The organism is Kribbella sp. NPDC051770 (genome assembly GCF_040681455.1).
In the GTDB taxonomy this organism is placed as follows: domain Bacteria; phylum Actinomycetota; class Actinomycetes; order Propionibacteriales; family Kribbellaceae; genus Kribbella.
On sequence record NZ_JBFAYT010000001.1, the window covers coordinates 898,301 to 923,460 of the forward strand.

Here is a 25,160-nt window from a genome sequence, read left to right on the forward strand (position 1 = left end):
ATCGCTTACCAACTACCCTGGACCCATGCTCGACTCTTCTGTGATCGGCGACAGCACCCGGACGCTCACCGAGGACGAGGTCACCACCTTCGTCCAGGACTCGCTGGCCTCGGCCGGGCTGGACGGCCGCAGCGTCTGCGTGATCGTGCCCGACGCGACCCGCAGCTGCCCGCTTCCGCTGCTGATGAAGGCGGTCCACCATGCGCTCGCCGGGCGGGTCAGCAAGCTCACCGTGCTCGTTGCCCTCGGCACCCACGCCGAGATGTCGCCGGAGGCGCTGCGGGAGCACCTCGGCGGCGAGTACGACGTACTGAACCACGAGTGGTGGAAGCCCGAGACCTTCGCCGACCTCGGCACCATCGACGCGCGCCGGATCGGCGAGATCTCCGACGGGCGGCTGCACCAGGAGGTCAGCGTCAAGCTCAACCGCGCCGTCGTCGAGCACGACGTCGCGCTGGTCGTCGGCCCGGTCTTCCCGCACGAGGTGGTCGGCTTCTCCGGCGGCAACAAGTACTTCTTCCCCGGGGTCGCCGGCCAGGAGGTGATCGACCTGTCGCACTGGCTCGGCGCCCTGATCACCAGCGCGAGCATCATCGGTACGACGGGCACGACGCCGGTCCGCGCGCTGATCGACGAGGCCGCCGCGCTGATCCCGGCCGAGAAGCTCGCGCTGTCACTGGTCGTCGAGTCGGGCACCCACAACCTGCACGCCGTCGCCTTCGGCGACACCCAGTCCTCCTGGCGGGCCGCGGCGGAGATCTCAGCGCAGACCCACGTCCGCTATCTCGACCACCCGGTCCGCCGGATCGTCTCGCTGATGCCCGAGCGCTACCAGGACATCTGGACCGCGGCCAAGGGCTTCTACAAGGTCGAGCCCGTCGTCGCCGACGGCGGCGAGGTGATCCTGTACGCGCCGCACGTCCGGCAGCTGGCCGCGATGCACCCGGAGATCGAGGAGATCGGCTACCACTGCCGCGACTACTTCGTCGGCCAGTGGGAGAAGTTCCGCGACCTGCACTGGGGCGTGCTCGCGCACTCCACCCACCTGCGCGGCGCCGGCACCTGGGACCCGTCGACCGGCGAGCACCTCCGCGTCCAGGTGACGCTGGCGACCGGCATCCCCGAGGACGTCGTCCGCCGCGCCAACCTCAACCACCTCGACCCGGCCGAGTTCGACCTCGCGGCGTACGAGAACGACCCGGAGACCCTGGTCATCCCGAACGCCGGCGAGATCCTGCACCGCCTCCGTTAAGCCTCGGGGCTCAGCCTCGGCCCCGGGAGCTTGCTCTTCACCAGGTCGGCCTCGGCCTTGGCTGCCTCGACCGCCTGCCGCAGCGCGTCCACGACGTACGTCGGAACCCGCAGCCCCTTGCGCGTCGCCCACAGCAGCTCGTGCTCGACGCGGGCGATCTGCTGCGCGTGATGCACGACGTCGGAGTCCTGCTTGGACATCCCGAGCGCCTCCATCACGCGCCCGAAGTCGGCCCGCTGCCGCTTGTGGTCGACCCCGACCGGCGTGAAGGTGAGCCGCCGCAGCGACCGGACCAGCCACTTCTGCCAGCCGCTCATCTGCCCCCACAGCCCGCGCGAGGACATCTGGTAGAAGGCGAAGTGCCCCGGCTCCTGGCGGCGGATCGGCGCGATCACGGTCTCCGAGATCGCCCGCTCGTCCAGCTCCCGCAGCCCGTTGTGCAACTGCCCGTACGCCAGGACGGCGGACCGCTCGGTCGCCATGCCGGTCAGGTAGTAGAGCATCCGGCTGACGTCCTGCACCGGCCCGAACCGGCCGAGCGCGCCGAGCAGCCGGAGCCGGATCGACACCTGGGTCAGGTCGGCCTTGAGCGGGTCGAGGCCGATGATCGCCTGCAGCTTGTCGAGGATCTCGCCGTGGCGGGTCTCCTGCGGCATCCAGACGTCGGCATAGAAGTGCCGGTCGACCTCCGGTGGGTTGGGCAGCAGCGCGGCCAGCTCGAGCACGTTGCGCTCGACCTCGAGCTCGACCCGCGCCATGTAGCTGAGCACCGGGCCGAACCGGCGCGCGATCAGACCGGGCTGGTTCATCGTGTAGTCGACGCTGCCCAGCTCGATCGGCGGGTGCTCCTCACCGAGCTTGTCGACGTGCTCGGTCAGCCGCTCGTCCAACTTGTCGCGTCCGCTCATCCGACCGGCCCGTCGTGGGTCGTCGCAGCGTTCACGTCCGCCTCCTCACGAGACACCTGGCAGGGTCACCAGAATAAAGAACGGTTGTTCTTTAACCTAACGAGTATCGGGTCACCGAGCCAGTGAATCCGTTCACACTCCGGGGAGTGAGCACGCGGACCGGTGAGCGGGAGGTCTTCGGAGCCGACGGTGGACCGGATCGGAGCAAGCCGACCCTTACTTCCTAGCCTAACCCGCCGGTAACCTTCCGGTCATGGGTCAGACCGAGGTCGTTGTCATCGGGTCGGGGTTCGCCGGGTTGGGCATGGCGATCAAGCTGCGCGAGGCCGGGATCGAGGACTTCGTCGTCCTCGAGCAGGCCGACCGTCTGGGCGGCACGTGGCGGGACAACACCTACCCCGGTTGCGCGTGCGACGTCCCGTCGTACCTGTACTCGTTCTCGTTCGAGCAGAACCCGCGCTGGCAGCGGATGTTCGCGCCCTGGGACGAGATCCTGGCCTACCTCGAGCACTGCGCGACCAAGTACGGTGTCGCCGGCAAGATCCGGTACGGCGCGGAGGTGACCGAGGCCGCGTTCGACGAGGCGACCGGCCGCTGGACGGTGACGGTCAACGGCGACGAGACGATCGACACCCGCGTCCTGGTCGCCGGCGTCGGCAGCCTGCACCAGCCGAAGATCCCGGACCTGCCCGGCCTGGACACGTTCGCCGGGCCGGCCTTCCACTCCGCCCAGTGGGACCACAGCCAGGACCTGACCGGCCGCCGGGTCGCCGTCGTCGGGACCGGCGCGAGCGCGATCCAGTTCGTGCCGAAGGTCGCCGAGCAGGCCGCGCAGCTCGACCTCTACCAGCGCACGCCGCCGTGGATCACCGCCAAGCCCGACCGTGCGATCGGGCGCCGCGAGCAGGCCCTGCACGCCCGCTTCCCGACCGGGCAGCGGATCATCCGGGACGCGATCTTCTGGGGTCTGGAGGCCCGCGGCCTCGGCTTCGCGGGCAACCCGAAGCTGATGAAGGGCCTGGAACTGCAGGCCCGCCGCCAGCTCGGCAAGCAGGTGAAAGACCCGGTACTGCGGGCGAAACTGACCCCGGACTACCAGATCGGCTGCAAACGGATCCTGCTCTCCAACGACTACTACCCGGCGCTCACCCGGCCCACCGTCGACGTGGTCACCACCGGGATCAGCCGGATCACCCCGACCGGCGTGGTCGATGCCGAGGGCACCGAACGGCCGGCCGACGTACTGGTCCTCGGCACCGGTTTCGAGGTCTCCGGCAACCTGCTGCGGATGCGGATCCTCGGCCGCGACGGCACCGACCTGGCCGACCACTGGAAGCAGCAGGGCATCGGCGCCCACCTCGGCATCACCGTCGCCGGCTACCCGAACCTGTTCCTGCTGGTCGGCCCGAACACCGGCCTCGGTCACTCCTCGATGGTCTTCATGATCGAGGCCCAGGTCCGGTACGTCGTCCAGGCGCTGCGCCTGCTCGGCCGCGCGACCTCGATCGAGGTCCGCGAGGACGTCCAGGAACGCTTCGTCGACGAGGTCCAGTCACAGCTGGACGGGACGGTCTGGGAGTCCGGCTGCAACAGCTGGTACCTGGACGCCCAGGGCCGCAACTCGACCATCTGGCCGGAGTTCACCGTCGGCTACTGGCGCCGGACCCGGCGGCTGAAGCCGTCGGACTTCGTGCTCACCCGGGGATGACCCGGACTCCCTTGGTCGTAGCGCTCAGGGTCCGGCGTACGACCAAGGGATGAGCGCAAGACGGACCCTTGGGCCGATGTCCGGACAAGCCTGGCGGGGAACCATGGATGACATGAACCTCCTCCAGATCCTGAGCGCAGTCGTCATCGTCGGCGGTGTCGTGATCACCGCCCTGATCGCCATCGTCCCGACCGTCATCGACCGCTGAACCTGCACTTGCCGTAAGCAACGAATGCAGTAGCCGCAGGCAATCGTCCGTGGCTCAGTCGACGGCGATGTGGCTCAGCAGGTCCTGCCGGGTCAGTACGCCGACCGGCTTGCCGTCGTCGAGCACCATCAGCGCGTCCCGGCCCTCGAGCAGCGCGACCGCCTTCGACACCTCTTCGCCGGCGCCCAGCGAGGGCAGCGCCGGGTCCATGTGCAGCTCCACGATGTCGGCCAGCCGGGCCTTCCCGCTGTAGAGCGCATCCATCAGGGTCCGCTCCGAGACCGCACCGGCCACCTCGGCCGCCATCACCGGCGGCTCGGCCCGCACGACCGGCATCTGGGATACGCCGTACTCGCGCAGGATCTCGATCGCCTCGGCGATCGTCTCGTGCGGGTGGGTGTGCACCAGCGGCGGCATGCTGCCGTCCTTGCCGGCCAGCACCTCACCGAGCGTCGTGCCCTGCCGGGTGTGCGCCAGGAAGCCGTACTGGGCCAGCCAGTCGTCGTTGAAGACCTTGGTCAGGTAGCCGCGGCCGCCGTCGGGCAGCAGGACCACGATCACCGCGTCCGGGTCGTCGATCTCGTGCGCGAGCCGGATCGCCGCGGCCGCCGCCATCCCGGCCGAACCGCCGACCAGCATCGCCTCCTCGCGGGCCAGCCGCCGGGTGACCGCGAACGAGTCCGCGTCGGAGACCTCGATGATCCGGTCGGCGATCGTCTTGTCGTAGGTCTCCGGCCAGAAGTCCTCACCGACACCCTCGACCAGGTACGGCCGGCCGGAGCCGCCGGAGTAGACCGAGCCCTCCGGGTCCGCGCCGATCACCTGCACCTTGCCGCCGGAGACCTCCTTCAGGTACTTGCCGGTGCCGCTGATCGTTCCACCGGTGCCGACGCCCGCGACGAAGTGCGTGATCTTGCCCTCGGTCTGCTCCCAGATCTCGGGACCGGTCGACTCGTAGTGCGAGATCGGGTTGTTCTCGTTGGCGTACTGGTTCGGCTTCCAGGCGCCCTCGATCTCGCGGACCAGCCGGTCGGAGACGTTGTAGTAGGAGTCCGGGTGCTCCGGCGCGACCGCGGTCGGGCACACCACGACCTCCGCGCCGTACGCCTTGAGCACGTTGCGCTTGTCCTCACTGACCTTGTCCGGGCAGACGAACACGCACTTGTAGCCCTTCTGCTGGGCCACCATCGCCAGCCCGACCCCGGTGTTGCCCGAGGTCGGCTCGACGATCGTGCCGCCGGGCTTCAGCTCGCCGGAGGCCTCCGCGGCTTCGATCATCCGGACCGCGATCCGGTCCTTCACCGAGCCGCCGGGGTTGAAGTACTCGACCTTGGCGAGGACGAGCGGCGTGGCGCCGTCGGTCGTCTTCGTCAGGCGTACCAGCGGGGTGTTGCCGACCAGGTCCAGGAGTGAGTTCGCGTAGCGCACGAATCTCACTGTATGGGACACGGTGTGTTTCTCCCTATTTCACTTGCTTGAGCGTCACAGCGTGTAATCCTTGGGGATATGAGCACAGCCCGGGCCGCGAAGCGACTGGCCCAGGCCGCAGCCTTCGGTGGTGGGGGACTCGGACTGATCGGCGCCACGCTGTACGGCGTACTGACCGCGGAAGCGCGGTACGCCGCGCGCGTGATCGGGCCGATGAAGGCTCACCCGGCCAAGGGCGACGGCCTGTACGGCCGGTATCCAGGAAGACCGATCACGCTGGCGATGATCGGCGACTCCAGTGCGGCCGGATACGGAACGTCGTCGGCCGACGAGACCCCGGGCGTGCTGCTCGCCTGCGGTCTCGCCGAGCTCGCGCAGCGTCCGGTCCGGCTCGTCGACGTGTCGAAGGTCGGGGCCAAGTCCACCGATCTCGCGCCGCAGATCGACACCGCGCTGCTGTCCGGGCCGCACGTCGCGGCGATCCTGATCGGCGCCAACGACGTGAAGTCGCAGATGCCGCCGTCGGTCTCGGTCCGGCTGCTCGACCACGCCGTCCGGCGGCTGCGCGCGGCCAACTGCGAGGTGGTCGTCGGCACCTGCCCGGATCTCGGCGTGGTCCGGCCGATCATGCCGCCGCTGCGGCAGGTCGCCCGGTCCTGGAGCCACCGGCTCGCGGCCGCGCAGACGATCGCGGTCGTCGAGGCCGGCGGCCGGTCGGTGTCGATGGGGTCGCTGCTCAGCGAGGTCTTCCGAACCGACCCGCGGATGTTCGGGCCGGACCGCTTCCACCCGTCGGTGACCGGGTACGCCGCGGCCGCCGCGGCGTTGCTGCCGTCGGTCGCGGCCGCGATGGGGGTCGGGACGGAGTCGTTCGTCCAGCCGGAGGCGTTCCGCGGCGAGGCCGTGCTGCCGATCGCGGAGGCCGCCGTACAGGCTGCGCGCACGGCTGGTACGGAGGTGGCCGCGACGGAGGTCGCCGGGCGCGAGCGCGGGCCGCGCGGTCGCTGGGCGCAGCTGCGGCACCGGCGCCGGCACCCGAAGGCCGACATCGAGCGCGTCGACGAGGAGGGCTCGGAGGAGCTCGGCCCGGAGGCCGGCAAGTCGATGGCGGGCTCGCCTTCCTGAGCTCCCCGGGCTGGTCGCCCTGAGGCGTGCGCCCTGAGCTGACGGTTCATCCGCACCGGATCCCGGCGACGTTTCGCCAGGATCCGCGCTTATTCACATCTCTCGATTGGTAGCTCAATACGGTATCGCCGTACCGATTTCTACTCTCGAGGGGAACCACCATGACGCGAGTGCTCGACAAGGTCGCGCTGATCACCGGAGCCGGCCGCGGGCAGGGCCGCAGCCACGCCGTCCGGCTGGCCGAGGAGGGCGCCGACATCATCGCGCTCGACATCTGCGCGCCGGTCGACGGCATCAACTACCCGATGGCGACGCCGGAGGACCTGGAGCTGACCCGGGAGCTGGTCGAGAAGACCGGGCGCCGGATCGTCACCGCGGAGGTCGACATCCGCGAGCGGCACGCCCTGGGCGAGGCCGTGGACGCCGGTGTCGCCGAGCTCGGCGGGCTGGACATCGTGGTCGCCAACGCGGGCGTCGCGACCATCGCGCACTGGAACGAGTTCCCGCAGGCGCAGTGGGACGCGGTGATCGGCACCAACATCACCGGCACCTGGAACACCCTGCAGGCCACCGTCCCGCACCTGCTGGAACGCGGCGCCGGCTCCGTCATCGCGACCGCCTCGACGGCCGGCCTGGTGGGCATGCCGTTCCTGGAGCCGTACGCCGCCTCCAAGCACGCGGTGATCGGCCTGATCCGTTCGCTGTCGATCGAACTGGCCGAGCAGAACATCCGGTTCAACGCGGTCTGCCCGACCGGTGTCTCCGGCACCGGCCTGGACAACAGCCCCGGCGGCGAGGTGATCGCGGCCGCCAGCGAGCGGGTCCGGTCGGCGTACCTGAACGCCTTCGAGATCCAGACCGTGCAGACCATCGACGTCAGCAACGCGGTGCTCTACCTGGCTTCCGACGAGTCCCGCTACGTCACCGGTACGGCGATGTCGGTGGACGCCGGACTGGTCGTGCTCTGAGCGTTTCGCCGGGGTTGCCGAGGGCCCGGATCTCCCGTGCAGGAAGGGCTGCGGTGAAATCGTGCGTCCGCTGAGCGGCGACTTTCATCAAGAGGCCCTTGCCTGCACGGATTTCGTGATGCACAGTCGATAGCACTACGCACGACCCCGACGACGGGAGGCGAAGATGGGCCTGAACCACTCCGAGGAGACGCACAAACGTCTGGTGGAGAAGGTGCCCCAGTGCACCGGACGCGAGATGACCGAGTGGTTCGGCCTGATGAACGACGGACCGTCGTTCTCACGCTTCGACGACAGGGTGAGATGGCTTTCCAGCGAGTACGCCCTCGCTCACGGGCACGCCACAGCCATCGTTCACGAATACGACCTGGTCAAAGCGCACCGGCGAATGGGCTGACGAGCCGAACAGGAGTCGAATTTTCGCGCGGGCCTGCCCTTTCAGGTGGAGGGGCAGGCCTGCTGCGTTTCCGGCCCGGCGCTGATCACTCGCGCAGGCGGGCGTTGTCGGCGGTGCCCTCGACCTCGACGATCTGTCCGTCGACGACCCGGTACAGGTCGAACTCGTCGGTCTCCACCTTGGAGCCGTCGCCGTCCGCGCCGAGGAACTCCCAGTGCCGCGTCCCGGTGTCGTACAGGTGCACCGCGAGCCACTCCCCCTCGACGACCGCGCGACGCAGCTCCCAGCGGTAGTCCGGGAAGATCATCGTCGTCCGCCGAACGCCGGCGACGTACTCGGCGCGTGAACGGGTCTCCCCGTTGACCAGCACCTGCTCGGCGACGAACGCCGCCACCGCCTCCCAGTCGCGCCGGTTGCACGCGTCCAGGTACTCGCCGTACCACCGCACGATCTCGTCCCGACTCGGCATCTGCTCATTGTCCCCGCCACCCCGCCCCCGGCGACAGCCCACGACCACCCCGACCCGGTCAGCACTTTGTGTCACGATCGATGACAGACAGTGGCAGCGATCACCGTGTTGGCCGCCTACCGTGAACGTGCTCCGCCCACTCCGAACGAAGGGACGGAAGATGCTTCGTGGCTTGGTGGTCACCACGGCCGCCTTCACTCTCGCCGCCGCACCGGTCGCCGCGGCCGCTCCGGTCACGGCCGCCGACAACAGCGGCTGCGACACCGACTTCCCGTACATCCTGTGCGTGGAGACGGTGTCCAAGGGCGGCGACGTCAACGCGGTGCGGGCGCGGTTCCAGAACAACTGGGCCAGTTCGACGATCGTGGCCCATGTCGAGCTGTCGTCGGGGGGCTGGCGCTTCTCGACCAGCGACAAGACTTACGAGCTGAACTTCCTCAAACCCCGCGAGATCACCGAGTACTTCTACCCGGAGAAGTACACCCCGACGAAGGTCTGCGGGACGTTGTGGCAGAAGACCGCTCCGGGCTCGTACAAGCGCCTCGTCACGACCTGCATCTGGCCGGACGACTAGCGCCGGACGAACTGGCACCTGACGACGACTGGCGCCGAACGGCGGAAGGGCCGGTCTCCACCTGGAGACCGGCCCTTCCGTTGCTGGTGCTAGTTGTCTCCGCGCAGGATCGCGAGGATGCGCAGCAGGTTCCAGTACAGCCAGACCAGGGTGACGGTCAGGCCGAACGCGGCCCGCCAGGCCTCGTTCTGCGGGGCGCCGTGCTTGACGCCCTGCTCGATCATGTCGAAGTCGAGGATCAGGTTGAACACCGCCAGGCCGGCGCCGATCGCGGCGAACAGCAGGCCCATCGGGCCGAAGCCGCCGATCCCGGAGTTGAAGCCGAACAGGCTGGCGACGAAGTTGATCAGGATCACTCCGGCGAAGCCCATCGTCGCGATGATCACCATCTTGGTGAACCGCGGCGTGACCTTGATCGCGAAGTACTTGTACGTCGCCAGCGTCATCCCGGCGGTGACCATCGTCGCCAGCACCGCCTGCACGACGACGCCGGAGTCACCGACCCAGTTCGCGATGAACTTGCTGCCGATGCCCAGGAACACACCCTCGGCGGCGGCGTACAGCATCACCAGCACCGGGTTGATCTTGCGCGAGAACGACAGCACCATCGCCAGGGCGAACGCGACCAGCGCGCCACCGAGGAAGGCCGGCGTGACCAGCGAGGTCGGGATCTTCCACCAGGCGACCGCGGCGGCCGCGACGACGACACCGAGCGTGATCGCGGTCTTCACGATCACGTCGTCCAGCGTCATCGGCCGGCTGTCGGCACCGGAGTACTGCTGCTGCGGGGGCATCCCCTGCCCGCCGTAGCCCTGGCCCGGCTGGCCGTAGGGACCCGGCTGACCGTACGGAGCGGCCCCGGGGTAAGCCTGGCCCTGGCCAGGCGCGAACGCACTCGACCGGTTCAGAACCGGGTTACTGCTCTGCATGACGTCCTCCTGATGACCCACTGTGGGTCGTACCGGAATAGTACGGTCCCACCCTTAACAACTGCTGAGGAAGAACCCACTGTTCCCCAACCGAAATCGCAGCGGGGAAAGCGGTTGCGAACCCCAACCGGTTCAGGCGCTGAGCAGCCCGAGTCTGCGCAGCCGGTCGGCCGGCGGCTGGGTCGCGCCCTGCCAGAGCCAGCGCAGATTCTTCGGCCAGGGCTGGCACTCGTCCAGCCAGTGCAGCGCCGACCGCATCTCGTCGCCGCCCAGAATCTCCGTCACCATCCGGTCCGACCGCCAGATGTACCGTCGCCGCCAGACGGTGTTGAACACCCGGATCCCCAGGTAGTAGATCGCCATCAACACGATCCACACCACCCAGCCGGGCCAGTCCGTGGCGGTTCCGAGGGCCAGGCCGCCCGCCAAGGCGATCGGGACGACCAGCCACTTGTGCTTGAGCCCGCCCTGCCTGGCCTGGACCAGTTCCTGGGTCACCAGGAAGTCGAACACCTGCGGCGGCAGCTCCTCGGCATGGCAACGCAGAATCATCGTCGGCCCGACCGCCCCGGCCTTGAGCTGGACCATCGGCGCCCGCTGATCGGTCCGCTCGATCGACGGCATCGGATACCCCACCCGGGTCGCCAGTTCCCCGACCCGCACATACATCTCCTGCTCGTTCACCAGCGGATGATCGCTCACGCACGGCCGGCGGCGCTAGCCGGTTCCGCCGGTGCCGGGCGCGGCGCGGCGTCGTACTCGTATGGGCGAGTACGACGCCGGCTTCCGTGGCCACCCAGGAGACGTACTTCCCGCAGGCCAGTCCTGGGGTCAGCCGCTCGGCTGCTGCTGCTCGGCCGGCGTGGAGAGGGCAGCGCCGACCTGGTCGGCGAGGGCCACCGCGACCAGGCGCTGCTCGAGGTCCGGGCGGGTCACCCTCGTCGCGGCGGTGAGCAGGAAGCGGCCGCGGGTGCGTCCGGCGTGCTGCACCGGCAGCTCGATCTCGGCGTTCGTGGGCAGGCCGTCGCGCTCGACCTTCAGCTCGTGCGACCCGCGGGTGACCGAGCCGTCGTGGTTCAGCAGCGGCCCGCGGCAGCGGAACTCACCCGGGACGAAACGGCAGCCGTCGATCCGCAGTACGACGATCAGCTGCGCGCCGACCTGGTCGATCAGCTCGGCCGTCGACGAACCGGAGGCGACCGCACCCGACGTCGTCAGGACGCCGTCCAGGTAGCCCTTCTGCCGGCTGGCCCGGGCTTGTTGCCGACGGCCCCAGATCGCGATCTGGGTGACCACGGCACCGATCAGCAGCAGCAGGACCGTCATCTCCAGGTCGTCGCGCCGGTCGATCGTCAGCCGGTAGTACGGCGGCGCCAGCAGCAGGTCGAACCAGACCGCGCTCGACAGCGCGGCAACGATCCCCGCCGACCGCAGCCCGGCCGCGGCCACGGCGACGATCACCAGCACCAGCAGCAGTGCGGCGTTCGCGTTGGCGAAGCCGTCCCGGAAGGGGATCAGCGCCGCGCAGACGACGAGCGGACCGGCGAAAGCCGCTGTCAGCACCCGTGCCCGGTAAGTTCCCACGACTCCATTGACGCGCGCCGATCGCCGCCGATCAACGCTTCTCACCGGACTCTGACAACAATTCGCCTGGCGGCCGGCTGTTCGCCGTACGCCGAACGGCTACTCGAGCCACTCCGTCTCGAACGACGAGTTCGCGTGGATGTGGACGGCCTCGTAGCCACCCGGCCCGGTCTTGAACTTGTGCGCCGTGTCGGCCGGCACCACCAGGATCTGGCCGGCCCGCCCGACCACCTCGACGGTGTCGACGGTGAAGGTCGCCGAGCCGCGCCGGATGATGAAGGTCTCCGGGTACGGGTGCTTGTGCAGCCGCGGCCCGACGCCTTCCTGCGTGGTCGATTCGAGGATGATCGAGATCCCGGCGGCGCCCGGCAGTTCCTCGTAGTTCTCGGTCCAGTCCTCGCCGTCGTCGCGCCCATCGGCACGGTTGACGACGAGCTCGCTCACGTCGGTCATCGGTTGACCCCCTCCTGGTGGCGTTCCGGGCACGCTACTGCGCGACCGGACCACCCGTGGAGCTTTTCGATCAGACCTTCACTGTCCGAGCCGCGCGGCGACGAAGTCCTCCCAGGTCCGCCCGGTGCCGTGTCCCGGGGACAGGTTCACCCCGGCCCGGTGCGCCGCGGCCGCCTTGCCGGGGGTGTGAATCGGCATCGTCAGCCGCCGCTTGCCGGCCGCCCGCAGGTAGACCTTGACCATCTCCTTGAAGGTGTAGGTCCGCGGCCCGGCGATGTCCGCGACCTGCCCCTGCGGCGCCGCCAGCGCGAGCTCGACCATCCGCTCGGCGACGGCACCGGAGTCGACCGGCTGGATCCTGAACCCGCTCGGAGCCGGTACGACGGGCAGCTTGGCCAGCTGCTCGGCCGCGGTGAAGGTCAGCTCGTGGAACTGGGTCGCCCGCAGGTTCGTCCACGGGATGCCGGACCGCTCGATCAGCACCTCGGCGGCGCGCTTGCGCTCGAAGTACCCGAACATCTTGCGGTCCAGCCCACTGACGACCGGGACCGTGTTCGCGCCGACGACGGAGATGTTGACGATGTGCCGCACGCCGGCCGGAACCGCCGCCGCGACCAGGCGCTCGGCCTTGACGTCGTCACCCGTCGCGGAGCCCGCGCAGTGCACGATCGTCTCGATCCCGTCCACGGCCTTCTCGACGCCCGCACCGGTCTCGAGGTCGCCGACCACGACCTGCACCCCGTCGTACGGCGCCTTGTCGGTGCGGCTCAGCACCCGGACGTCGCGGCCCGCGTCGAGCAGCCCGCGGACGACCTTGCGGCCCAGCGTTCCCGTTCCACCAGTCACCAGAATCATCGTCGTTCTCCATCGCTCGGTCGGCCCGATCTCTTCGGGTCTACTCCTGCGACGGATCCCGCGCGGAATGTGTGACTAGCTCCGGGCGAGGAATTCCAGGACCCGCTCGGTGGCCAGCGTCGCCGCCTTCTCGTCGTACGACGGCAGCGAGCTGTCGGCGAACAGGTGCTGGTCGCCGTCGTACAGGAAGAGCTCGGCGCCCTCGGCGACCAGGCCCTTGGCGGCCTCGGCGTCCTCGAGGTAGAACTCGTCCCTTTCGTTGGCGTGCACCTGAACGGGAAGGCCGTGCGGCCAGGTCCCGAACTCCGCCACAGGCAACGCCGAGTCGAAGAACACCGCGCCCTTCGCCCCCGGTCGGGTCTGCGCGAGCCGCTGCGCCGGGACGACGCCGAGCGAGAACCCGGCGTACACGAGCTCGGCCGGCAGCTTCTCGGCTTCGCGCGCGCCGCGCTCGGCGATCTCCCCGAACCCGACGCTCCGCACGTACTCCATTCCCTCGGGCAGGCTGCCGAACGTCCTGCCCTCGAACAGATCCGGCGTGTGCACCGTGTGCCCCGCGGCCCTGAGGGCGTCCGCGAAGGCCCGCACCCCGTCGGTCAGCCCCACCACATGATGAAACAGCAGCACCTCGGCCATGACCGTCCCTTCCGGTTGTATGATCCATCACCTTAGAACGATCCATGGATTTGGATCAATAGGCGAGTGCCTCCAGCTCGTCCACCACCGCATCCAGCGGCCCCGAGGTGTCGATCTCGAGATCGGCCGACGCCCTCAGCAGCGGCTCGACCGTGGCGAGGTGCTCCAGCACCAGCGCTCGCTCGGCGGGCGACTTCCCATACGGGTTGTCGCTGCGCGCGTCGATCCGCCGCACCATCACCTCGGCCGGCGCACTCAACAGCACCACCCGCTCGAACCGCGGGTAGAACAACCCCTGATTGCTCTTGCACCCGGCAACGAACAGGTCGGCGTACTGCGCGAGCAGCTCCTCCATGACATCGACCCGCCAGACCCAGTCTTCGTTCCCTTGCTCGTCGACGCCCCACTCGCACCACTCGTCGGAGTCGGTGTCCACGACGCGATGCCCACGAGCCTGCAGCGCCCGGAGCACGGTCGACTTCCCCGTCCCTGACATGCCCGTCACGAGAACCCTCACCGCCACACCTCCCCGGCCTCAGCCATCCCGCCGATTCAACACCCCGAGCCACCCCGACCCACCGGACCAGCTTGTATCGTCATTCCCTGCGCACCCCAGCCCGGGTGGCGGAACGGCAGACGCAGCGAGCTTAAACCTCGCGAACCGAGAGGTTGTACGGGTTCGAATCCCGTCCCGGGCACCGGCTCCGCGTGGGTTCACCCGCGTCCGGCCCACCCACCCCCGGCGGGCGCCGTACCGTTCTGTGTCCGGCTAGCGCCGGCGGTCTGCGGGCTGGGAAGTCGGTTGATCCGGGCGGGTGGCGGCCCGAGACTGAGCACCGTGGCCCGTCGAAAGCACCCCGTCTACCGGTTCTCAGGCACACCATCGCGGGATCCGTCCGCCCTTCGCGCCGTGCTGTCGAACGCGCGATCCGTACGGCTGTCGCTGGGCGGATACCTCATCTCCGCGGTGGATCCGGACGACGACGTCCTCGACGCGGCGACCGCGAAGTACGTGGGTGTTCTGCGCACAGAAGACGGCCCGCTCATCGACGAACCCCAAGCGGTCGCAGATCTCGTCGAGGCGCTCACGGTCACCCGCGTCACCGACGATCTCTGCATGTGCACCGGCGACGCCAGCGCCGAGTTCTTCGACGTCGACCGCGCGTTGATCGCCGTTGTCCGGATCGACTTCCCGGCCCAGATCGAGTGGCCGCACTGGCCCGGCAAGGCAGAGGTTGCCGATCCGGAGCACCTGCGCCGATGGTTCTCGACGTACTACAGGCGCCCGCAGTAATCGCTGCGCCCAGTACGCGCCACTGACACAGCCGGCAGTCAGCGTTTCTCCGCGCGCAGCGCCAGGATCCATGGCACCGGGTCGTTCCGCGGCTCGATCGCTCGGGTGATCGTCAAACCCGCCCGGGCGAACGCGTTGAGCAGGTCGGCGAGCGGGACGTGCCGCATGCCGAGCCGATGGCGGATGCCGTTCTCGCCCCACCACGGCGCGGCCGCGTGCCAGCCCGACGTCCGGTACGTCGGGTGAACGATGCGCCCCTCGTCGGCGCGGGTCTCCGTGTGCGGGCCGTTGAAGCACGGGTGGGCGCCGTAGAACGCCAGTACGCCGTCCGGCCGCAGGACCCGCGCCGCCTCCCGGACGACAGCAGCGAAGTCGTCGACATCCGTGGAGATCCACAGCATCGTGACCGCGGAGAAGACCGCGTCGGCGAACGGCAGGGCGGCCGCGTCGGCGCGGGTCAGCAGTTCACCGGGAGCGGAGCGTTTCCGCGCGAGGCGCAGCTGGTCGGCGGAGTACTCGAGGCCGACGACCGTACGGCCGGTGCTGCGCAGCGTCTGCAGGTTCTGGCCGGTTCCGCAGCCCAGGTCGAGGCACAGGCCCGTCCCCGGGCCCAGCAGGTCGAGCAGCGGCTCGCGGTTGTTGTCCGCCGCAGCCGCGTTGTGCTCGTCGTACCAGTCGGCGAGGCCGTCGTACCGGGCCATCAACTCAACAGGGTGTCGAGGTCGCGGACGGCGTAGCGGTGGTGCTCCCACTCCTCTTCGAGGATGACGTGGAGGCAGGAGAGCACGGTCTCCGGGTACTGCGGGGCGTGCGGATTCTTCCGCGGAGCCTGCAACATCTCGGGCGTCGCCTGAGCGATGTACTCGCGGACCATCGCCTGATGCTCGGCGCGAACCATCAGCACGTCCTCGTACGGCGGAACGCCGTCGACGAACAGCGAGGAATCGCGGTTCGAGTCGGTGCCCGCGTCCGCGAGCCCGAGCGGGTGGAACGGCTGCTCCTGCTCGTGGATCCCGCGGCCGAACCAGGTGTTGGTCGCCAGCACCAAGTGTCGCAGGGTCTGCGCGAACGACCACTCGCCGTCGACCGACTCGTCGACCTTCTCGGCCGGAGCACGCTCGACGGTCCGCGCCCAGGTCGCTTCGAGCACCGCCCAGGCCTCCCGCAGCCCCGCGGGATCCTCCGCCCGCCGCAGTTCGCGGCCGGGGAAGCGGCGGTTGAGCTCGCTCTCGACGTACGGCGCGACGTCCACACCGTTGACCCGCAACGTGCTCAACCACGGCGCGTCGATGTCCCCGGCCCCGATCTCCACCCCGCGCATCACCACCCCGGACAGATCGCACCCGACGAACCGGGCCTTCTGCAGATCCACCCCGCTGAACCGAGCGCCGCGCAGCTCGTCGGACCGATCGAAAGTCGCCATCGCCCCAGCATCGCCGACCGACGAGGTCGTGCGCGACCCCGCAGCGAAGTACTCGTTCATCCGCTCCACCTGCCGCCGCACCCGCCGGTTGGAGCCCCGCAGCGCGTACCCGCTGAGCCAGTTGAACAGCTCACCGTCGTCCTCCCCGGCAACCCGTACGGCGGGCACCCCCACGCTGTTGGCACTGGCCACCGCCTCGAACCCCAGCACCTGGTCCCACGGCACGTGGCGACGAGCAGGATCACGAAGCTCCAGATCCAGGCGCGCAGCACCAGCCGGCCCATCTACAGGTAGACCTTCCGCGGGTACACCGCGTGCGCCCCCGCCACCCGGTCCAGGAACAGCGCCCCGTTGCAGTGGTCGATCTCGTGCTGGAGGGCCCGTGCTTCGAAGGCGTCGGTCGACAGCGTGACGACCTCGGTTGTCCCCGGCAACACCCCCGACACCGTCACCCGCGTCGCGCGCTTCACGTCACCGGTCAGATCCGGCACCGACATGCACCCCTCGCGGGCCTTCTCGCGCCGGCTCGACTCGTCGACGACCGCGTTGCAGAGCACGAAGACCCCGTGGCACGTCCGCGTCTTCGGGTGCCCGGTCACGTCCAGCGCGAACATCTGTGCCGCGACCCCGACCTGCGGCGCGGCCAGCCCCACGCACCCCGGCGACACCCGCATCGTCGCCACCAAGTCAGCAGCCAGCGCGAGCATCACCGGATCGAGCGGGTCGACAACAGCACCCTCCAGCGCCAGCACAGGATGCGGCGCCCGGACGACCTCCAGGACATCCCCCGCCAAGCCGAGCTGCGCGGGCGACCAAGCGGCGAGGGTCTGGTTCAGGTGACCGATCACAGGTCGTCGCTCTCCGCGGGATGCAGCGTGACGCCGACGCCGAGCTCCTCCGCCGTGATCTCCAGGGCGCGCAGCAGCATCGGCAGTTCCGCGGCCGGCGGGATCTCGACCTCCGCGGTCAGCACGTACAGCTCTCCGCTCAGCCGCGTCGTCAGGTCCGTGATCGTCCCGCCGACCGACGCGATCATCCGCGTCACCGCCGACACGATCCCAGGCCGGTCCGCGCCGTGCACGCTCAGCAGGTACGGCGCCCCGAGCGGCGCGTGCGCCGTCTCCGGGCCCATCTCGCGGACCGTGATCACCAGCTCGCCGCGCAGCGGTTCGAGCGCCTCCTTGACCGGGCCGAACGGCCCGCTGCAGACGATCATCATCGCGAAGTGCCCGCGCAGCAGCGTCATCGTGGAGTCCTCGAGGTTCACCCCGACCTGGGCGAGCGCCTCGGTGACGTCGGCGATGATGCCCGGACGGTCGGGCCCGATCACGGTGACAGCCAGCTGAGTCATGGACGCACCGTACCCAACCGAAAGTCTCGACCTGCCCCGACTTCGGTATCCGGACCGCCGCTTCACGCCGTACGGCGGCCGCCCGATCGCTATCGTCGGACCCGTGGACCAGTCGCTCAGTCGCAAGCGCAGCGCCCGCGACTGGTTCGTCGACTCGGTCGTGTTCCTGTTCGCGCTGCTGATCGGCGTCGTCCTGTACGACGAGAACTCGACCGACGACATCCCGCGCTGGCTGTTCCTGGCCGACTTCGTCAGCGGCATCGCGCTGTGCCTGCTGCTGTGGTTCCGGCGGCGCTGGCCGATCCAGCTGGCGCTCCTGTCCGCGGCCGTGACGGTCTACTCCGAGACCGGCGGGATCGCTGCCCTGATCCTCGCGATGACCGTGGCGGTCTACTTCCCGCTCCGGGTGACGCTGCTGGTCGGCGCCGCGAACGTGGTCAGCGTGATCCTGTACTCGATCGTCCGCGAGACCACGGACCCCGACGTGCTGGTGTACGCCACCGCGATCCCGCTCTACATCGCGGCGGTCGGCTGGGGCTCCTACCTGCGGTCCCGGCGGCAGCTCCTGCAGACGTTGCGCGAGCGCGCCGAGCGGGCGGAGAGCGTCGCGCGGCTGGAGGCCGAGCAGGGTCAACTCCGGGCGCGGGAGGAGATCGCCCGCGAGATGCACGACGTGCTCGGGCACCGGTTGTCGCTGCTCAGCGTGCACGCCGGCGCGCTCGCCTACCGGCCGGACGCGTCGACGGAGGAGATCGCGGGTGCGGCGGAGATCATCCGGTCGAGTGCGCACCAGGCGCTGCAGGACCTGCGCGAGGTGATCGGCGTACTGCGAGCGCCCGTCGGCGAGCTGCCGCAGCCCGCGTTCGGCGACCTGCCGGTCCTGGTCGAGGGCGCGCAGCGGGCCGGCGTACCGGTGGAGCTGGAGCTGGACGCGCCGGGGTCGCTACCGGAGCACGTCGGGCGTACGGCGTACCGGATCGTGCAGGAAGGGCTGACGAACGCGATGAAGCACGCGCCGGACGAGCCGGTGCTGATCCAGGTGACCGGGGCCCCGGGCAACGGCCTGACCGTTGTCGTGAGCAACCCGGCGCCGCGGCAACGACCCGGTGACCAGGGCCAGGGCCTGAAGGGCCTGCGCGAGCGCGCGGCGCTCGTCGAGGGGCGGCTCGAGCACGGACGCACCCCGGAGGGCGACTTCCGGCTGTCGGCCTGGCTACCGTGGCCCCCGTGAACCCGAAGCGAGGACGCAGATGACCATTCGCGTGGTGATCGTCGACGACGACCCGTTGCTGCGGGCCGGGCTGAAGCTGATGCTCGGCGGCGCCCCGGACATCCGGGTGGTCGCCGAGGCCGACGACGGCGCCGGCGTGCAGGCCCTGATCGACCGCGAGTCGCCGGACGTCGTGCTGATGGACATCCGGATGCCCGGGATCGACGGCCTGACCGCGACCGAGTCGGTCCGGTCGCGGGCGGGCGCGCCGGAGGTCGTCATCCTGACCACGTTCGACGCCGACGAGCACGTCCTGCGCGCGCTCCGCGCGGGCGCGGCCGGCTTCATCCTCAAGGACACGCCCCCGGCCGAGATCGTCGAGTCGGTCCGCCGGGTCGCGAACGGCCAGCCGGTGCTGTCCCCGGCGGTGACGAAGCGGCTGATCAGCCGGGTCGCGTCGTCGGGCCAGGACCTGCGCAAGAACCGCGCGGCCACCCGGCTGGAGGAGCTCAACGAGCGCGAGCGCGAGATCGCCGTCGCGGTCGGCGAGGGCAAGTCGAACGCCGAGATCAGCGCCACGCTCTACCTGAGCGTCCCGACGGTGAAGACGCACGTGTCCCGGATCCTGACGAAGCTCGACCTGAACAACCGGGTGCAGATCGCGCTACTCGTCCACGACGCCGGATTCCTGGACGACAGCCGCTGATCACCCGCGCGTCACCGACCGCGCCTAGCCTGAGGAAGTCCGTCCGCTCCCGGAAGGTTTCCTCATGCGCCGCGTCGTCGCCGCCCTCACGGGTCTGGCTCTGCTCTTGCCCGCACTGCCCGCTCAGGCCCAGCCGCTCGACGGCGCCGCGAGCACCGATCCCGCTGCCTCGGTCGACCCGCTGATCGGGTCGGCGCGGGACGGCAACACCTGGCCGGGCGCGGTCCGGCCGTTCGGGATGATCTCCTGGAGCCCGACCAGCACGCGCGGCGACCAGACCAGCACCGGTGCCGCCAACGGCTACCAGTACGACACCACCCGCGTCCGCGGGTTCAGCCTCACCCACGTCAACGGCGCGGGCTGCAACCCGGGCGCGGCCGGCGACGTACCGATCCTCCCGTACACCGGTACCGTCGACTCCTCGCCGACGGCCGACACGAAGGACGCCAAGTACGCGAGCGACTTCAGCCACGCGAACGAGAAGGCGGTCCCCGGCCGCTACACGGTGAAGCTCGACAACGGCGTCCAGACCGATCTCGCCGTCACCACCCGCGCCGGCGTCGGCGACTTCACCTTCCCGGCCGACCAGCCCGCGAACCTGCTGTTCCGGACGTCGAACTCGCTGAACGGCAGCGAGGACGCCGAGATCACCATCGACGCCGCGCACCGCAAGGTCACCGGCTCGGTGCTCACCGGCGCCTTCTGCGGCCGCCGCGCGAACGGCGGCGTCAACAACCGCAAGACCTACTACCGGCTCTACTTCACCGCCTCCTTCGACCAGCCGATCGTTGCCAACGGCACCTGGAAGGACGCGGAGCTGACGCCGGGCAGCACCCACACCACCGGCGGCGAGGGCTACGCGACCGGCGCCGACCGGGCCGGCAAGGGCTCCGGCGGGTACGTCACGTTCAAGCCCGGCGCCAAGGTCCGGACCCGGATCGGCATCTCCTACGTCAGCCTGGCCGGCGCCGAGCGCAACCTCGCGACCGAGCTCCGGCCGGACGCGACGGTGAACCGGATCGCCGCCGACGGGTACCGGGAGTGGAAGAACGAGCTCCAGGACGTCGAGGTCACCGGCGGCACCGACGCGCAGCGGACCACGTTCTACACCGCGCTGTACCACGCGTACCTGCAGCCGAACATCTTCAGCGACGTCGACGGGCGCTACCTCGGCACCGACCAGGCGATCCACCGGCTGACGCCCGGGCAGAAGGCGCAGTACGGAACGTTCTCCGGCTGGGACCAGTACCGCGCGCACATCCAGCTGCTCGCGCTGCTGAAGCCGGACATCGCCGGCGACTTCGCGCAGTCGATGTACCAGTTCGCCCAGCAGAACAACGGGATCTGGGACCGCTGGCTGCACAACAACGGCGCCACCCACGTGATGACCGGCGACCCGGCCGCGCCGACCCTCGCGACCTTCGCCGCGATGGGCGTCCGGAACTTCGATGCCTCCGGCGCCTATGCCTCGCTGTTGCACCAGGCAACTGTTCAGAACGCCGAGGCGACGAACGACGTCGGTTGCCCCGGACAATGCACCGGGCAACGACCGGCGCTGGACACCTACCTGGCCAAGCACTACGCGCCGCAGGACGCCTGCCACTGCTGGGGCGGCGCCGCCGAGACGCTGGAGAACTCGCTCGCCGACTTCTCGCTCGGCCAGTGGGCTGACCGGCTCGGCCTCGAGTCGGCCGCCCTGAACGACCGCGGCACGTGGTGGAAGAACACCTTCGACCCGGCCGTCGGCTACCAGCGCGCCCGGCTCTCCGACGGCTCCTGGCAGCCGAACTTCACACCCTCGACCGACGTCGGCTTCGCGCAGGGCTCCAGTGCGACGTACACGTGGATGGTCCCGCAGGATGTCTCCGGACTCGCCGAGGCGATGAACGGCCAGGCCGTCCCGCGGCTCGACGCGTTCTTCCACGACGCGGCAGGCAACTGGGCGGTCAAGGGCGGCAGCGCGCTGCGCTACGACCCGACCAACGAGCCCGGTCTGCACGCGCCGTGGCTCTACAACGGGCTCGGCGTCGCCTGGAAGACGCAGGCGACCACCCGCGAGATCGTCGACACCGTGTACGGCGTCGGCCCGTCTGGCCTGCCCGGCAACGACGACCTCGGGACGCTGTCGGCCTGGTACGTGTTCGCCGCGATCGGGCTGTTCCCGCAGACGCCGGGCCGGGCCGAGCTGCTGGTCGGGAGCCCGCTGTTTCCGAAGGTCGCGATCAAGCGCAGCAACGGCGTACGGCTGACTGTGACCGCGCCGCAGACCTCGGACACCAACCAGTACGTCGAGTCGCTGTCGCTGAACGGGCACGAGCGCGCCGAGTCGTGGCTGCCGGAGTCGTTCGTCACCCAGGGCGGGCGGATCGACGTCCGGATGGGCGCAGCTCCGACCAGCTGGGGCACCGCTCCGCTCGACCGTTAACCGTCCCGCGGCTCCAGCACCACCACCGCGGTCGGCCGCGACCGGCGAGCGGCGAACAGGTCGAGGTTGTGATCGATCTCGGCCCAGCGGGCCCACAACCGGGCCCGCTCGTCGCCGGCCGCAGCCCGGCCGCGCACCGCACGCTTGCCGCCCCGGAGCTCGACCTCGGCGTCCGGGGTGGCGAGCAGGTTGAGCCACCAGGCCGGCTCGGGATCGCCCCAGCCGTTCATCGCCAGGGTGACCAGGTTCGCTCTGTCCTCGAAGTACCCGAGAATCACGCTGCGCGGCTGACCGGACCGGCGCCCGGTCACGGTCAGCCGCATCAGGCCGTACCGCCCGGGCTTCGGCTGGGACAGGCCCATCCGGCCGCCGCTCGCGCGGAAGATGCCGCGGTGGACCGTCCAGGCCGACCGGATGAACCAGCGCGGTGGAAGCCGCGCCTTCCCTTCACTCATGGTCCCCCCACGGGTGTTGGCTAGCTACTGGTCGCGCGCCGGAACTCCTCGTTCGGCATCTGGAGGCTGCCGAGGCTGGTCACCTCGCGCCGGAAGAACAGCGCGAGCGTCCAGTCCAGGATGACACGGGCCTTGCGGTTGAAGGTGGGGACGCGGGACACGTGGTAGGTCCGGTGCAGGAACCAGGCCGGCCAGCCCTTCACCTTCACGCCGTACAGCTGCGCGACACCCTTGTGCAGGCCGAGGCTCGCGACCGAGCCGACGTACTTGTGCTTGTAGTCCTGCGGCTCCTGCCCGTCGACGACGCGCAGGATGTTGGCCGCGAGGCGGTGCGCCTGCCGGACGGCGTGCTGCGCGTTCGGCGCGCAATACGCGCCGGTCTCCGACGTCAGGTCCGGTACGGCGGCGTTGTCGCCGGCCGACCAGGCGTCGTCCAGGCCCTCGATCCGCAGGTCCGCGCGGCACTTCACGCGGCCCTTCTCGTCCAGCGGCAGGTCGGTCCGGGTCAGCGCCGGGTTGGCCTTCACGCCGGCGGTCCAGACGATCGTGTCGGCGTCGAACTCGTCGCCGTCGCTGAGGATCACGTGACCCTTCTCGCAGGACTCCAGCCGGGTCTCCAGCTTGATGTCCATGTTGCGCTTGCGCAGCTCGTCGACCGTGTACTTGCCGAGCTCCGGCCCGACCTCGGGCAGGATCCGGTTGGTCGCCTCGACCAGCACCCAGCGCATGTCGCCGGGCTCGATGTTGTCGTAGTACCGGGTGGCGTAGCGGGCCATGTCCTCGAGCTCCGCGAACGCCTCGATCCCGGCGTACCCGCCGCCGACGAAGACGAAGGTCAGCGCCGCCTTGCGCAGCGCCGGATCGGGCTGCGAGGCCGCGACGTCGAGCCGGTCGAGCACCTTGTTGCGCAGCGCGATCGCCTCCTCGACGTTCTTGAAGCCGGTCGCCTCCTCGGCCAGGCCGGGGATCGGCAGCGTCCGCGCGATCGAACCGAGCGCGACCACGACCTGGTCGTAGGCCAGCTCGTAGTCCGGCCCTTCCTCGGGCATCACCTTCGCGACCTTGTTCGCGTGGTCGATGCCGGTGACGCGGCCGGTGACCACCCGGCAGCCCTTGAGCGTCTTGCGCAGCGGCACGACGACGTGCCGCGGCTCCACCGAGCCGGCCGCGGCCTCGGGCAGGAACGGCTGGTAGGTCATCACCGACCGGGGGTCGACCACGGTCACCCGGATCTTGCCCCGGCGGGCGGCCTTGCGCAGTCCGTACGCGGTGTACATCCCGACGTAACCGCCTCCGACGACAAGGATGTGCGGTACCTGGGCTGTCATGCGGCTCACTCTCCCTGAGTGCGAATCCTTCATGTCCCCTTCAGGTTACGCGCTCGTGAAAACTTTCACAAACACTCCCACGGGTGATCTCGCCCACCGGGATCTCACTCCTGCGAGGGACCTCATGGGCTTAGTGTGCGCCCTGTACTCCGCCTTCGGAGGCGCTCAGAGCCCCGCGAGTTCCTTGGCCCTGACCAGCAGTTCGTCCTGCATCTGCTCGGTCAGCTTCCCGGTGAAGGTGTTCTGCTGACTCGGATGGAAACTCCCCATCACCGTCACCTCCCGCCCACCGACCGGCACGACGTACTCAACCCCGTGCCCGAACTTCCCCCGCAGCTTCACCGCCCCCAGACCCCGCAACGCGTTCAGCACCACATCGAACCCGAACTTCCCGAGGCAAACGATCACCTCGGTACTCGGCAGCACCAACTCCAACTCCCGCCGAAACCACGGCGCACAGTTGTCCCGCTCCTCAGTCGTCGGCTTGTTGGCCGGCGGCGCACACCGCACCGCCGCAATCATCCGCGTCTCGCGAAGCTGCAGCCCATCCCCCGCATGCACGCTCGTCGGCTGATTAGCCAACCCCACCCGATACAGCGCCGCAAACAACCAGTCCCCCGACCGATCCCCCGTAAACACCCGCCCCGTCCGGTTCCCCCCATTAGCCGCCGGAGCCAACCCAGCAATCAAAATCCGCGGCTCCGCAGCACCCCACCCAGCAATCGGCCGCCCCCAGTACGGCTGATCCGCAAACGACTTCCGCTTGACCCGAGCGACATCCTCCCGCCACTCCACCAACCGCGGACAGGCGCAACACACCGAAACCCGAGCCTCCAACTCCCCCAACCTGTCCGTCCGCGCCAGCTCCACCACCTCCGCCGCATCACGCGCCACCGGCGTACGCCGTACAGCCGGATCCTCCGGCCACCCACTCCCCGGCGGCACCGGACTCTCGAACAACTCCCCCGTCAGAGGATGCGGAAGCTTCATCTGCTCAGGTTAGATCCCCAGCGACACAGCAGAGACCACACACCCAAAGAGCAACAAACGAAGAGCAAGAAACAAGGCAAGACAAAGACATAAGAGACAGTACGCAAGGTCCGTTCCACGACGGTCGCAGCGCGCGCTGAGGAGGTCCGTAGCCGCACACAACCACAGCCAGTTCGAGGATCAGGAGCAGACGAGGAAAGCCGAAAATCAGAGAGAAGAAGAGACAGTACGCAAGGTCCATTCCACCTGAGGCAGAGCCGCGCGCTGAGGCAGTGCCCAGGGAACAACACTTACACACCGCGAAGAAGACCTAGCTTCCACGAACCGAGCAGACCCATCGAGCACCTACCACGCTCCGGGACGGACACGTCGCGCCGAGCACCTCCCTCCACCCCGCCGACCGCGATCCGGAGGCAACCTCAGGGACGCGAGGTTCAAGTTCGACCTGACCTCATCCCCGACCGTTCGACACCGGGCCTACTGA

Annotated in this window: 27 protein-coding genes and 1 tRNA gene; 11 read left to right on the forward strand and 17 right to left on the reverse strand. The window is 69.5% G+C overall.

Annotation, left to right across the window (positions count from 1 at the left end; genetic code table 11):
* Positions 1-25: 25 nt before the first annotated feature.
* Positions 26-1,252: a lactate racemase domain-containing protein gene (locus tag AB0M01_RS04270; RefSeq protein WP_363665423.1), complete on the forward strand. Its 1,227-nt coding sequence runs from the start codon at positions 26-28 to the stop codon at positions 1,250-1,252.
* Here AB0M01_RS04270 and AB0M01_RS04275 read toward each other — a convergent pair.
* A complete protein-coding gene (locus AB0M01_RS04275; RefSeq protein WP_363665424.1) occupies positions 1,249-2,160 on the reverse strand; it encodes a GTP-binding protein LepA in 912 nt (303 codons plus the stop codon). The genes AB0M01_RS04270 and AB0M01_RS04275 overlap by 4 nt on opposite strands.
* A gap of 253 nt (positions 2,161-2,413) precedes the next feature.
* Here AB0M01_RS04275 and AB0M01_RS04280 point away from each other — a divergent pair, with 253 nt between their 5' ends.
* The gene (locus AB0M01_RS04280) at positions 2,414-3,868 is read left to right on the forward strand and encodes an NAD(P)/FAD-dependent oxidoreductase (RefSeq protein WP_363665425.1); all 1,455 of its coding nucleotides are present in this window, start codon (positions 2,414-2,416) and stop codon (positions 3,866-3,868) included.
* 262 nt (positions 3,869-4,130) lie between these two features.
* Here the strand turns inward: AB0M01_RS04280 and AB0M01_RS04285 are convergent, their stop codons facing one another.
* Entirely contained in the window at positions 4,131-5,504 is a 1,374-nt protein-coding gene (locus AB0M01_RS04285; RefSeq protein ID WP_363665426.1) for a cystathionine beta-synthase, read from the reverse strand.
* Positions 5,505-5,582: 78 nt separating this feature from the next.
* Here AB0M01_RS04285 and AB0M01_RS04290 point away from each other — a divergent pair, with 78 nt between their 5' ends.
* The 3 genes from AB0M01_RS04290 (at position 5,583) to AB0M01_RS04300 (ending at position 7,994) form a co-directional block, all read left to right on the forward strand.
* On the forward strand, positions 5,583-6,629 hold the full coding sequence (locus AB0M01_RS04290; protein WP_363665427.1) for an SGNH/GDSL hydrolase family protein: 1,047 nt from the start codon (positions 5,583-5,585) through the stop codon (positions 6,627-6,629).
* Between the two features lie 161 nt (positions 6,630-6,790).
* Positions 6,791-7,597, forward strand: coding sequence for a mycofactocin-coupled SDR family oxidoreductase (locus AB0M01_RS04295; RefSeq protein WP_363665428.1), 807 nt, complete (start codon positions 6,791-6,793; stop codon positions 7,595-7,597).
* Between the two features lie 166 nt (positions 7,598-7,763).
* Complete coding sequence (locus tag AB0M01_RS04300; protein ID WP_184797718.1) at positions 7,764-7,994, forward strand: DUF4287 domain-containing protein; 231 nt, start codon at positions 7,764-7,766, stop codon at positions 7,992-7,994.
* An 85-nt stretch (positions 7,995-8,079) separates the two neighbouring features.
* Here the strand turns inward: AB0M01_RS04300 and AB0M01_RS04305 are convergent, their stop codons facing one another.
* A complete protein-coding gene (locus AB0M01_RS04305; protein WP_363665429.1) occupies positions 8,080-8,463 on the reverse strand; it encodes an ester cyclase in 384 nt (127 codons plus the stop codon).
* Positions 8,464-8,623: 160 nt separating this feature from the next.
* Here AB0M01_RS04305 and AB0M01_RS04310 point away from each other — a divergent pair, with 160 nt between their 5' ends.
* Complete coding sequence (locus AB0M01_RS04310) at positions 8,624-9,037, forward strand: hypothetical protein (protein WP_363665430.1); 414 nt, start codon at positions 8,624-8,626, stop codon at positions 9,035-9,037.
* A gap of 89 nt (positions 9,038-9,126) precedes the next feature.
* Here the strand turns inward: AB0M01_RS04310 and AB0M01_RS04315 are convergent, their stop codons facing one another.
* The 7 genes from AB0M01_RS04315 to AB0M01_RS04345 form a co-directional block, all read right to left on the reverse strand.
* Entirely contained in the window at positions 9,127-9,966 is an 840-nt protein-coding gene (locus AB0M01_RS04315) for a Bax inhibitor-1/YccA family protein (protein ID WP_363665431.1), read from the reverse strand.
* A 132-nt stretch (positions 9,967-10,098) separates the two neighbouring features.
* On the reverse strand, positions 10,099-10,650 hold the full coding sequence (locus AB0M01_RS04320) for a hypothetical protein (RefSeq protein ID WP_363665432.1): 552 nt from the start codon (positions 10,648-10,650) through the stop codon (positions 10,099-10,101).
* A 147-nt stretch (positions 10,651-10,797) separates the two neighbouring features.
* On the reverse strand, positions 10,798-11,529 hold the full coding sequence (locus AB0M01_RS04325) for a DUF4118 domain-containing protein (RefSeq protein ID WP_363665433.1): 732 nt from the start codon (positions 11,527-11,529) through the stop codon (positions 10,798-10,800).
* A gap of 120 nt (positions 11,530-11,649) precedes the next feature.
* Positions 11,650-12,003 (reverse strand): cupin domain-containing protein, encoded by a 354-nt coding sequence (locus AB0M01_RS04330; protein ID WP_363665434.1) that lies wholly within the window; start codon positions 12,001-12,003, stop codon positions 11,650-11,652.
* A gap of 78 nt (positions 12,004-12,081) precedes the next feature.
* Complete coding sequence (locus AB0M01_RS04335; protein WP_363665435.1) at positions 12,082-12,858, reverse strand: NAD(P)H-binding protein; 777 nt, start codon at positions 12,856-12,858, stop codon at positions 12,082-12,084.
* A 75-nt stretch (positions 12,859-12,933) separates the two neighbouring features.
* Positions 12,934-13,518 carry a dienelactone hydrolase family protein gene (locus AB0M01_RS04340; protein ID WP_363666198.1) on the reverse strand — a complete coding sequence of 195 codons (585 nt, stop codon included), beginning with the start codon at positions 13,516-13,518 and terminating at the stop codon, positions 12,934-12,936.
* Between the two features lie 31 nt (positions 13,519-13,549).
* Entirely contained in the window at positions 13,550-14,011 is a 462-nt protein-coding gene (locus AB0M01_RS04345) for an AAA family ATPase (RefSeq protein ID WP_363665436.1), read from the reverse strand.
* A 98-nt stretch (positions 14,012-14,109) separates the two neighbouring features.
* Between AB0M01_RS04345 and AB0M01_RS04350 the strand changes: the two genes are divergently transcribed.
* Together AB0M01_RS04350 and AB0M01_RS04355 are read left to right on the forward strand one after the other, a co-directional pair.
* Positions 14,110-14,192 (forward strand) — tRNA-Leu (locus AB0M01_RS04350).
* Between the two features lie 212 nt (positions 14,193-14,404).
* Positions 14,405-14,788 carry a hypothetical protein gene (locus AB0M01_RS04355; protein ID WP_363665437.1) on the forward strand — a complete coding sequence of 128 codons (384 nt, stop codon included), beginning with the start codon at positions 14,405-14,407 and terminating at the stop codon, positions 14,786-14,788.
* Between the two features lie 38 nt (positions 14,789-14,826).
* Here the strand turns inward: AB0M01_RS04355 and AB0M01_RS04360 are convergent, their stop codons facing one another.
* From AB0M01_RS04360 to AB0M01_RS04375, 4 genes are read right to left on the reverse strand one after another with little or no spacing between them, the layout of a single operon-like run.
* Positions 14,827-15,489, reverse strand: a complete 663-nt coding sequence (locus AB0M01_RS04360; protein ID WP_363665438.1) for a class I SAM-dependent methyltransferase — start codon at positions 15,487-15,489, stop codon at positions 14,827-14,829.
* Complete coding sequence (locus tag AB0M01_RS04365; protein ID WP_363665439.1) at positions 15,489-16,436, reverse strand: DinB family protein; 948 nt, start codon at positions 16,434-16,436, stop codon at positions 15,489-15,491. Before AB0M01_RS04365 ends, AB0M01_RS04360 begins: the two co-directional genes overlap by 1 nt.
* A 59-nt stretch (positions 16,437-16,495) precedes the next feature.
* Positions 16,496-17,059: a peptide deformylase gene (locus AB0M01_RS04370; RefSeq protein ID WP_363665440.1), complete on the reverse strand. Its 564-nt coding sequence runs from the start codon at positions 17,057-17,059 to the stop codon at positions 16,496-16,498.
* Positions 17,056-17,562, reverse strand: coding sequence for an ACT domain-containing protein (locus tag AB0M01_RS04375; RefSeq protein WP_363665441.1), 507 nt, complete (start codon positions 17,560-17,562; stop codon positions 17,056-17,058). Before AB0M01_RS04375 ends, AB0M01_RS04370 begins: the two co-directional genes overlap by 4 nt.
* A 103-nt stretch (positions 17,563-17,665) precedes the next feature.
* On the opposite strand from AB0M01_RS04375, the gene AB0M01_RS04380 reads away from it, so the two are divergent.
* The 3 genes from AB0M01_RS04380 (at position 17,666) to AB0M01_RS04390 (ending at position 21,903) form a co-directional block, all read left to right on the forward strand.
* Complete coding sequence (locus AB0M01_RS04380; RefSeq protein ID WP_363665442.1) at positions 17,666-18,793, forward strand: histidine kinase; 1,128 nt, start codon at positions 17,666-17,668, stop codon at positions 18,791-18,793.
* A 19-nt stretch (positions 18,794-18,812) separates the two neighbouring features.
* The gene (locus AB0M01_RS04385; protein WP_363665443.1) at positions 18,813-19,478 is read left to right on the forward strand and encodes a response regulator transcription factor; all 666 of its coding nucleotides are present in this window, start codon (positions 18,813-18,815) and stop codon (positions 19,476-19,478) included.
* 64 nt (positions 19,479-19,542) lie between these two features.
* A complete protein-coding gene (locus AB0M01_RS04390) occupies positions 19,543-21,903 on the forward strand; it encodes a GH92 family glycosyl hydrolase (protein WP_363665444.1) in 2,361 nt (786 codons plus the stop codon).
* Here AB0M01_RS04390 and AB0M01_RS04395 read toward each other — a convergent pair.
* The 3 genes from AB0M01_RS04395 to AB0M01_RS04405 form a co-directional block, all read right to left on the reverse strand.
* A complete protein-coding gene (locus tag AB0M01_RS04395; RefSeq protein ID WP_363665445.1) occupies positions 21,900-22,358 on the reverse strand; it encodes a nitroreductase/quinone reductase family protein in 459 nt (152 codons plus the stop codon). The genes AB0M01_RS04390 and AB0M01_RS04395 overlap by 4 nt on opposite strands.
* A 20-nt stretch (positions 22,359-22,378) precedes the next feature.
* Positions 22,379-23,686: an NAD(P)/FAD-dependent oxidoreductase gene (locus AB0M01_RS04400; protein WP_363665446.1), complete on the reverse strand. Its 1,308-nt coding sequence runs from the start codon at positions 23,684-23,686 to the stop codon at positions 22,379-22,381.
* 165 nt (positions 23,687-23,851) lie between these two features.
* Positions 23,852-24,676, reverse strand: a complete 825-nt coding sequence (locus AB0M01_RS04405) for a uracil-DNA glycosylase (protein ID WP_363665447.1) — start codon at positions 24,674-24,676, stop codon at positions 23,852-23,854.
* Between the last annotated feature and the right edge of the window lie 484 nt (positions 24,677-25,160).